General features: G+C 62.7%; 6 protein-coding genes and 1 pseudogene. 3 read left to right on the forward strand and 4 right to left on the reverse strand.

Going from position 1 to position 7,101, the window contains the following annotated elements:
* Positions 1–177 (forward strand): annotated as a pseudogene (locus RMO18_RS16300) (lytic transglycosylase); the annotation flags it as partial.
* Between the two features lie 4 nt (positions 178–181).
* Here RMO18_RS16300 and RMO18_RS16305 read toward each other — a convergent pair.
* Positions 182–784 carry an outer membrane lipoprotein carrier protein LolA gene (locus RMO18_RS16305; protein WP_309667330.1) on the reverse strand — a complete coding sequence of 201 codons (603 nt, stop codon included), beginning with the start codon at positions 782–784 and terminating at the stop codon, positions 182–184.
* A gap of 248 nt (positions 785–1,032) precedes the next feature.
* On the opposite strand from RMO18_RS16305, the gene RMO18_RS16310 reads away from it, so the two are divergent.
* Both RMO18_RS16310 and RMO18_RS16315 read left to right on the forward strand, forming a co-directional pair.
* Positions 1,033–2,352 carry a D-amino acid dehydrogenase gene (locus tag RMO18_RS16310; RefSeq protein ID WP_405054092.1) on the forward strand — a complete coding sequence of 440 codons (1,320 nt, stop codon included), beginning with the start codon at positions 1,033–1,035 and terminating at the stop codon, positions 2,350–2,352.
* A gap of 130 nt (positions 2,353–2,482) precedes the next feature.
* On the forward strand, positions 2,483–2,959 hold the full coding sequence (locus RMO18_RS16315; protein ID WP_309667323.1) for a hypothetical protein: 477 nt from the start codon (positions 2,483–2,485) through the stop codon (positions 2,957–2,959).
* 638 nt (positions 2,960–3,597) lie between these two features.
* On the opposite strand, the gene RMO18_RS16320 is transcribed toward RMO18_RS16315, so the two are convergent.
* From RMO18_RS16320 to RMO18_RS16330, 3 genes are read right to left on the reverse strand one after another with little or no spacing between them, the layout of a single operon-like run.
* The gene (locus RMO18_RS16320) at positions 3,598–5,040 is read right to left on the reverse strand and encodes a gamma-aminobutyraldehyde dehydrogenase (protein WP_309667325.1); all 1,443 of its coding nucleotides are present in this window, start codon (positions 5,038–5,040) and stop codon (positions 3,598–3,600) included.
* Positions 5,041–5,051: 11 nt separating this feature from the next.
* On the reverse strand, positions 5,052–5,867 hold the full coding sequence (locus RMO18_RS16325) for an ABC transporter permease (protein WP_309667327.1): 816 nt from the start codon (positions 5,865–5,867) through the stop codon (positions 5,052–5,054).
* Positions 5,857–6,795 (reverse strand): ABC transporter permease, encoded by a 939-nt coding sequence (locus tag RMO18_RS16330; protein ID WP_309667329.1) that lies wholly within the window; start codon positions 6,793–6,795, stop codon positions 5,857–5,859. The genes RMO18_RS16325 and RMO18_RS16330 overlap by 11 nt, the downstream gene beginning before the upstream one ends.
* Positions 6,796–7,101 lie beyond the last annotated feature (306 nt).

Below are 7,101 nucleotides of genomic sequence, written 5' to 3' on the forward strand. Positions count from 1 at the left end.
AGCCAGTCGCTTGGCATCTCGAAGAGCGATGCCGAAGCGCAGTACCTTGCCTATCACGAGGGGCGCACCGGCTATGCCAGCCAGAGTTATCTGGGCAAGCCCTGGCTGGTAGAGGTTGCGGCGGCTGTTGGCGCGCGGTCCGAAATGTACCGCGATCAGCTGCAGTATTGCCGCTGACCGGTCAGTTGCCGCGTTTCTGGGCTTCGGCGGTAATGTCGAACAGGGTGGCACCAAGGTTGCCACCCTTCTTTGTTTCGCCAAGAATCACCGTGGTTTGCGAACCCAGATCATCGGTGATTACCCATTGCCGCAATTCCACTGGATCGGCGGTGAACACCAACTCGATCGTGCCGTAATCCGGGTTCTCCGGGTCTTGCGCCAGAACCCGGGTCGAGGTGCCGTCTTCGGAATGGCCAACCACCATCTTGGCGCGGCCAAGGTCGATGTTCTCGGCCAGAATCAGGTTCAACGGCGTGCGCTTCAGCGGATATTGCTCGGGTGGCTGGTTCGACTTGGCATCAAAGATCGCCACCTGCTGGCCGCCCGCGATCACCAGGCTGCGATCTGGTGGGGCATATTCGAACCGCACCCGGCCGGGACGTTTGATAAAGATCTTGCCGGTGGCGATGGTGCCATCCGAATTCACCTGAGTGAAATCCGCCTCCAGCGTGGTGAGGCTGTTCAGATATTCGGACAGGGTTGCCAACGGAATCTTCTCGGCCAGCGCCGGAAGCGTGAAAGCGGCAAGAAAAAACGGGGCCAAAAAGGCGGTACGGCGGTTCATCCCCGGAATATAGCGACCTGTCGGGCCGGTTGCACCCCCATCGGCGGCGAAGTCGCGGTGTTGTGCCGAAGCCGTGATCTGGCGTGCGCAGGAGAAGGAAGTTAGCGCGTTTTCAACTATGCGCGCAAGAATATTCGAAGCAATGCGCAATATGTGCACGATCTCACCAACATTGAGGCTGTAGGCGCCCATCTTTCCCAAGATATCCCGCGTCGGATTGCATATCTTGCGGACAATGTGGGCAATGGCTGACGGGTGGAAATATGAAAGTTGTGGTTCTTGGCGCGGGCGTGATCGGCGTAACTTCGGCCTGGTATCTGGCGCAGGCGGGGCATGAGGTGACGGTGATCGACCGTCAACCTGCCCCAGCACTGGAGACAAGCTTTGCCAACGCAGGCGAGATCAGCCCCGGCTACGCCTCGCCTTGGGCAGCACCGGGGATTCCGCTCAAGGCGTTGAAGTGGATGTTCATGAAGCACGCGCCGCTGATCATCCAGCCAAAGTTCGACCTGGTGAAGCTGTCCTGGATGGCGCGGATGCTGATGAACTGCACGGCCGGCGCCTATGCGGTGAACAAAAGCCGGATGGTGCGGCTGGCGGAGTATTCGCGCGATTGTCTGATTGATCTGCGTGCGGAAGCCGGGATCTCCTATGACGAGCGGACGCAAGGGACGCTGCAACTGTTCCGCACCGAAAAGCAGGTTGCCGCGGCGGCGAAGGACATCGCGGTTTTGCGGGCTGATGGGGTTCCGTTCGAGGTGCTGGACGCCGATGCCTGTGTAAGGGCGGAGCCAGGGTTGGCAACGGCGCGGGGAAAGATTGCCGGCGGGTTGCGGCTGCCGGGGGATGAGACGGGGGATTGCTTCAAGTTCACCTCGCGACTGTCGGAGATGGCTGCGGCGGCGGTGGTGACCTTTCGCTACGGCGTTGGGATCGACCGGCTGGAGGCGGAAGCGGGGCGGATCGTGGCCGTGCATACCTCAGAAGGGCGGGTTGTCGGGGATGCGTTCGTGGTGGCGTTGGGGTCCTATTCACCGATGCTGGTGGCGCCATTGGGGATCCAGCTGCCGGTCTATCCGGTGAAAGGCTATTCGATCACGGTGCCGCTGGTCGACGAGGCCCGCGCCCCGGTTTCGACGGTGATGGACGAGACCCACAAGATCGCGATCACCCGGCTGGGCGATCGGATCCGGGTGGGTGGCATGGCCGAGATTGCCGGGTTCGACCTGTCGCTGAACCCGAGGCGGCGGGCGACGCTGGAGCATTCGGTGGAGGATCTGTTCGGCGGGGCGGGGGATCAGGCCCGCGCTTCGTTCTGGTGCGGCCTCAGGCCGATGACGCCCGACGGGACGCCGGTGGTGGGGCGGTCTTCGGTTTCGAACCTTTTCCTGAACACCGGGCATGGGACTTTGGGGTGGACGATGGCTGCGGGGTCGGGGCGGGTGCTGGCCGATATCGTGTCGGGTCGGCGGACCGAGATCGAGGCTGCGGACCTTGGCTATGGGCGGTATGTGAAGGAAGGCCGCAAGGGCATCCGTTTCGGGGGCGGGGTGCCGGTTCCGGCGTGATGTCCACGCGTGGACAGGGGTGTGAGCCGTTTGGAATCAAGGGGCTAGAAGAGCAGTTTAATGGTCTCTTGAGAATTGAGTCTCATGTTTAGCAACTTTAAGCCTTAAAGGCTTGACATTGAGTACATCGATGGGCATGTTGCGCGAACTCATTCAGGAGATTGCGATGCCTATGAAAACCATTGAGATTGACTTCGCGGTCCATCGTTTGATCGAACTGGAGCGCCGTGACTTCGACGAGCCCGAGAATGAGGCTCTTCGCCGACTTCTAAAGCTACCTGAGACCGATGACGCCATGCAGTTCGCAGCGGTTGCTTCATTAGGAAAGACCAGATCAGACGGTGACCCTTGGTACTGGAAGGGCGTTAGCCTCCCCCACGGGACCGAAGTACGCATGGAGTACGCTGGGCAGATCGTGCGCGGCGTCATTGAGCAGGGAAGGTGGCTGGTCAATGGCCAAACTTACAAGAGCCCTTCCGATGCTGCAGGTTCATCTGTCGTCACGAAGGACGGCACGAGTCCTAGCTTGAATGGATGGATGTACTGGGAAGTGAAGCGACCGGGGGACGCAAGTTGGCGAAGGCTTCAAGGTCTGAAGCCGCGCTGAAAACTCGGAGATGTCCTTTACACCCCTTACGTGCCCATCGACAGGGACCCAGGTTTTCGCAACCGTCCCCGAGCTGCGCCTTGCTGGAATCATCTATCCACCAAGCCCGATCTTGCTTCCTACAGGCCGCCATTTAGGGCCGAACAGGGGATTTGGCGCTGCGCATATCTGGGCGGAACATTCCAAGGAAATGGCGAGGATCGGACTAAGCCGAGGGGAAGACGTGCCCCGTTACGTCTCCCTGATCATTCGTTCGGGGACACCGCTCTATTTTGAGGGTGCAACCCTTCGCCAAACGCGTCTCGTAGCGGTAAGATCATCGGCGGGAACGGCGGTCTTGGAGTTCCGAGAGCAACGCGAGTTTGCGATCTGGTCCGTCGTCACAGCATTCTCAGGAACGAAAACGCACGGCTCCCGTGTAGGAACCGTGCGCTAGATTTGTGCTCGCAGTAGCAGCGTTTCCTTAGCTTTAAGGGTCGGAAACCACCCTCAGTGTCCTGCAAATGAACCCCCTGCAAGGTTCACCATCCACATGAGCGGGCCAATTCACAGGTGAAGCCGACTCAAAATGCTCTTTATGGCACGACGCACATGTACGCAATTTGCGGACAGATTTCAAGTCGGGCGCGACCGCCCCCTCACCCATGCTTCACCATCACATGCCGCACGACCGTGTAATCCTCCAGCGCATACGCTGACATGTCCTTGCCGTAGCCGCTCTGCTTCAACCCGCCGTGCGGCATCTCGTTGACCAGCATGAAATGCGTGTTCACCCAGGTGCAGCCGTATCGGAGCCGCGCGGCGGTGGCCATGGCGCGGCCGACGTCGCGGGTCCAGACGGATGAGGCGAGGCCGTAGTCGCTGTCGTTGGCCCAACTGATGGCTTGGTCCACGTCGGTGAAGGGGGTGATGGATACCACAGGGCCAAAGACTTCGCGGCGGACGATTTCATCGTCCTGCCGGGCTCCCGCCACGACGGTGGGGCGGTAGTAGAAGCCGTCAGTCATCACCTCGCCGCCCGTCGTGATCTCGATATGCGGGACCTCGCGGGCGCGGTTGACGAAGCTGGCGACGCGGTCGCGTTGGCGCAACGAGATCAGGGGGCCGATTTCGTTGGTGGTGTCGTCTGCCGCGCCGAGGGTGATGGTGGAGACGGCGGAACTCAGGTCGGCCACCAGCCGGTCATAGACCTTTTTGCCGGCATAGATACGGCAGGCGGCGGTGCAATCCTGCCCGGCGTTGTAGTAGCCGAAGGCGCGCAGGCCATCGACGACCTCGGCCACATCGGCGTCATCGAACACCAGAACCGGGGCCTTGCCGCCGAGTTCCAGATGGGTGCGTTTCACGGTTTTGGCGGCGGCATCCAGCATCTTTTTGCCCGTCGCCACATCGCCGGTAAGGGAGATCATGTCGATGCCCGGATGGTTGATCAGGTAGCTGCCCACGGTATGGCCGCGCCCGGTGATGACGGACACCACACCTTCGGGCAGTTCTTCGGCCAGGATGCGGGCCATTTTGAGCGCGGTGAGCGGGGTCTGTTCGGAGGGTTTGAAGACCACGCAATTGCCGCCGCCAACGCTTGGCCCCAGCTTCCACGCCATCATCATGAGGGGGTAGTTCCACGGCGCGATGGAGGCGATGACACCGACCGGATCGCGGCGGATCATCGAGGTGTGCCCAGCGAGGTATTCCCCGGCCAGCGCGCCGGTCTGGCAGCGCACCGCCCCGGCAAAGAAGCGATAACAATCGACGATGGCGGGGATCTCGTCGTTCAGGGCGGCGTTGATCGGCTTGCCGCAGTTCAGCGCCTCCAAGGCGGCGAAGTCGGCGGCTTCGGCCTCGATCCGGTCGGCGATGCGCAGAAGGGCGGCGGAGCGTTCGGAGGGGGTGGTGCGGGACCAGTGCGTGAAGGCCTTGCGGGCTGCCGCGACGGCGCGGTCAACCTGGGCGGTGGAGGCCTCAGGCACCTCCAGTATCAGCGCGCCGGTGCGAGGGTTGAGGATCTGTTCGCGCGCTTCGGTGCCGGATTCGAAGGTGGAGCCGATCAGGAGGGCGGTGTCGATCTGGGTCAGGGTGTCCATGGGTGTCTCCCTTATTTGCCACCCCCGGCGGTGTCAGACCCGCCGCGGGTGAGGTAATAGGCGATGAGGATCGGGAAGAAGGTGGCGGCGAAGACGAGGATGGCCACGACGTTGGTGACCGGGCGCTGGCGCGGGCGGATCAGCTCGTCCAGCATCCAGATCGGCAGGGTTTTCGCATCGATGCCGGAGCCCGCGGTGAAGGTGGTGACGATAACCTCGTCGAACGACAGCGCGAAGGCGAGCATGCCGCCGGCGAGGAGGGCGGAGCCGAGGTTGGGCAACAGGATGTGGCGGAAGGTCTGGAAGGCATTGGCGCCGAGGTCTGCGGAGGCTTCGAGGATGCCACCCGACAGGCGGCGAAAGCGGGCGACGGCGTTGTTGTAGACGATGACGATGCAGAAGGTGGCGTGACCCAGCATGATCGTCCAGATCGAAAACGGGATGTCCATGACGGCGAAGGCGGAGCGCAGCGACATGCCGGTGATGATGCCGGGAAGGGCGATGGGCAGGATGATGAGGAGCGAGATCTGCTCGCGTCCGAAGAACCTGGCGCGGGCCATGGCAGCGGCGACGAGGGTGCCGAGGATCATGGCAAGGAGGGTGGCGATGCAGGCCACCTTCAGCGAGAGCCAGAGGGGGGGCCAGATGTCGGCGCGGTTCCAGGCGACGGCGAACCATTCGGTGGTCAGGCCGGGGGGCGGGAACTGGTAGGTACGCTCCTCGGTGGTGAAGGCGTAGAGGAAAATCAACAGGATCGGCAGGTGCAGGAACAGAAGGCCCCCGAGGGCGGCGGCTTTCAGGCCAAAGGTGGGACGGTCAGAGAGCATCGAAGGCCCCCGCGCGTTTGGCAAGCATGAGGTAGATCACCATGATGACGATGGGCACCACGGCGAAGGCGGCGGCGAGGGGGATGTTCCCGGCAGTGCCCTGCTGCTGGTAGACCGCAAGGCCGATGAAGCGGGCGGAATTGCCGACGATCTGGGGGATGATGTAGTCGCCCATGGTCAGCGAGAAGGTGAAGATGGAGCCCGCGATGACGCCGGGGAGGGCGAGGGGGAGGATGACGGTGCGCAGGGTTTGCCGCCGGGTGGCGCCGAGGTCAGCCGACGCTTCGAGCATCGAGGTGGGCACACGTTCCAGCGAGGCCTGCATCGGCAGGATCATGTACGGGAGCCAGACGTAGACGAAGACGAGGAAGGTGCCGATGTAGCTGGTGGACAGCGACGAGCCGCCAAGGCCGGGGATCGACAGAAGGCCGGAGATCAGAAAGCCGGTGCCAGTGGCGTCGGTGGCCCAGGTCAGGATGCCTTCCTTGGCTAGGATCAGTTTCCAGGCGTAGACCTTGACGAGGTAGCTCGACCACAAGGGCAGCATGACGCCGAGGTAGAAGGCGGCTTTCCAGCGACCCTTGGCAAAGCGGGCGGCGTAATAGGCGATCGGGAAGGCGAGGATGGCGCAGGCGACGGTGACGGCGGCGGACATCAGGAGGGTGCGCAGGATGATGTCGAGGTTCTGGGCGCGGAACAGTTCGGCGTAGGTTTTCAGGGTGAATTCCTTGTTCACCACACCGGAAAATTCGTCGATCGAATAGAAGGACTGCAACAGGAGGGCGGCGAGGGAGCCGAGGTAGATCAGCCCGAGCCAGAGAAGCGGCGGGGTGATCAGGAGGATGAGGAGGAGGTTCGGTTTGCGCCAGAACAGGCCGGTCAGGCGGTCTGGCAGGCCGCGGGAGGGGAGGATGGCGGGGGCGGTCATTGCAGCCGCCCTTGGCGCGCCTTCAAGTGGCGAGCGGGTGACCGGGAGCCCAGCAATGATGCGCGACGGGCGGAGCCTCCGGCTGGGATACTTGAGAGCAGAAAAAGACCGGTGGATGCCGGGTGCCCTGATCTGTCAGGCGCGGCGTTGGTTTGGCGGGCGGGAGCCTCCGGCGGGGATATTTTTGGACGTATTAATTTGTCGGGGTGCGTGGTGGGGGGGTGGCGTCGGGCGCCTGCGGCCTGAATCGGCCGGGGCTGCTGGGGAGCGGGGGTCATGGGGCCTCCATCAGGTGGAGGGCCGAGG

The sequence above is a fragment of the Tabrizicola sp. genome (assembly GCF_031377265.1).
GTDB lineage: Bacteria > Pseudomonadota > Alphaproteobacteria > Rhodobacterales > Rhodobacteraceae > JAUYQR01.